We start from the raw sequence: 1,551 nt of genomic DNA, 5'->3' as shown, positions 1-1,551 counted from the left end.
AGACCATCCTCAAGGAAACCTGTCAGGGCTGTCACACCCCCGAAGCCAATAACGCCCTCAGTCGCATCAGCCATCAGCGCAAGACCCCGGAAGGCTGGCTGATGACCATCGCCCGGATGCAAACCATGCACGGTTTGCAGATCAGCGATGACGACCGTCGCACGCTGGTCAAGTACCTGGCCGACACCCAGGRCCTGGCGCCGAGCGAGACCGATGGCGTGCGATATGCGCTGGAGCGTCGACTCAATACCGTCGAGAAGTTCGACGACCAGACCAGCCAGATGTGTGGCCGCTGCCACTCCGGTGCGCGGGTCGCCCTGCAGCGGCGTCCGGCCCAGGAATGGGAGCATCTGGTGAATTTCCACCTCGGCCAATGGCCGTCCCTCGAATACCAGGCCCTGTCCCGGGACCGCGACTGGTTCGACCTCGCTCGCAAAGAGATGGTGCCGCTGCTGGCCAAGCGTTATCCGCTGGACAACCCGGCCTGGAAAAAATGGCAAATGGTCGCGCCCAAAGCAGAGGCGCTGGTCGGTGACTGGAGTTTCAGCGGCCACTTGCCGGGCAAGGGCGAACTGGCCGGCGTGATGACCGTCAGCGCTGACGGCAGCGACACTTTCAAGGTCGCCGTAAAAGGTCAGTACGTTGACGGCACTCCGTTCAACGGCGACGGCAGCGCTATTCTCTACACCGGCTACGAATGGCGCGGCAACGTGACCATCGACGGTGTGACCATGCGCCAGGTGTTCGCTGTTCAAGGCAACGCGATGCAGGGCCGGATGTTCGAGGCCGAGCATGATGAACGCGGGCTGGACTTCGTTGCGGCCAAGCAGGGTTCCAACCGTCTGCTGGCGGTGCAGCCGAGTTATCTGAAGGCTGGTAGCGAAACGGAAGTTACCTTGATTGGTAGCGGTCTAACCGGTAAACCCGATTTCGGCAAAGGTGTGGAAGTGGTCGAAATCGTTTCGCAGAGCCCTGAGCAGATCAAGGTCAAACTCAAGGCCGCCGCCAACGCCCAACCGGGTCTGCGCAACGTCTCYGTCGGCTCGCTGAAAGGTCCGACCCTTTCGGTCTACAGCACCATCGCCGAAGTCAAAGTCGTGCCCGAGTTCTCGGTGTCGCGGATCGGCGAGGGCGGTGGTTCGACGCCGAAAGTCCAGGGCCGTTTCGATGCAGAGGCGTGGGGCAAGGGCGCTGATGGCAAGCCGTATCGCATCGGCGTATTCCCGGCGCAGTGGAAGGTTGAAGCCTTCGATGACCGCGCCAAGGAAGACGAAGACGTCAAGTTCGCCGGCACCATGCAGGCTGACACCGGCGTGTTCACCCCGGGCGATGCCGGGCCAAACCCGCAACGCAAAATGTCCACCAACAATGCCGGCAACCTCAAGGTGATCGCCGCCGTCGACGACGCAGGGAAATCCCTGACCGGCGAAGGCCACATGATCGTCACCGTGCAACGCTGGAACAATCCACCCATTCCATAAGTTGGCTGATCCATACGGCTTCAGACACTTTTTCGGAATGACCGCAGGCCCCGTACAACGGGGTTTGCAC

General features: G+C 61.5%; 1 protein-coding gene. It reads left to right on the top strand.

The window, feature by feature from the left end:
- The coding region (gene peaA, locus AC1DRJ_RS27200; protein WP_477804870.1) for a quinohemoprotein amine dehydrogenase subunit alpha at positions 1 to 1,481 on the top strand (1,481 nt) is incomplete at its 5' end.
- Positions 1,482 to 1,551: the final 70 nt, after the last annotated feature.

The sequence above is a fragment of the Pseudomonas sp. P5_B2 genome, assembly GCF_056400445.1.
Note: the sequence above shows the minus strand (reverse complement) of the source record. Positions and strands in the feature narration are given on the sequence as shown.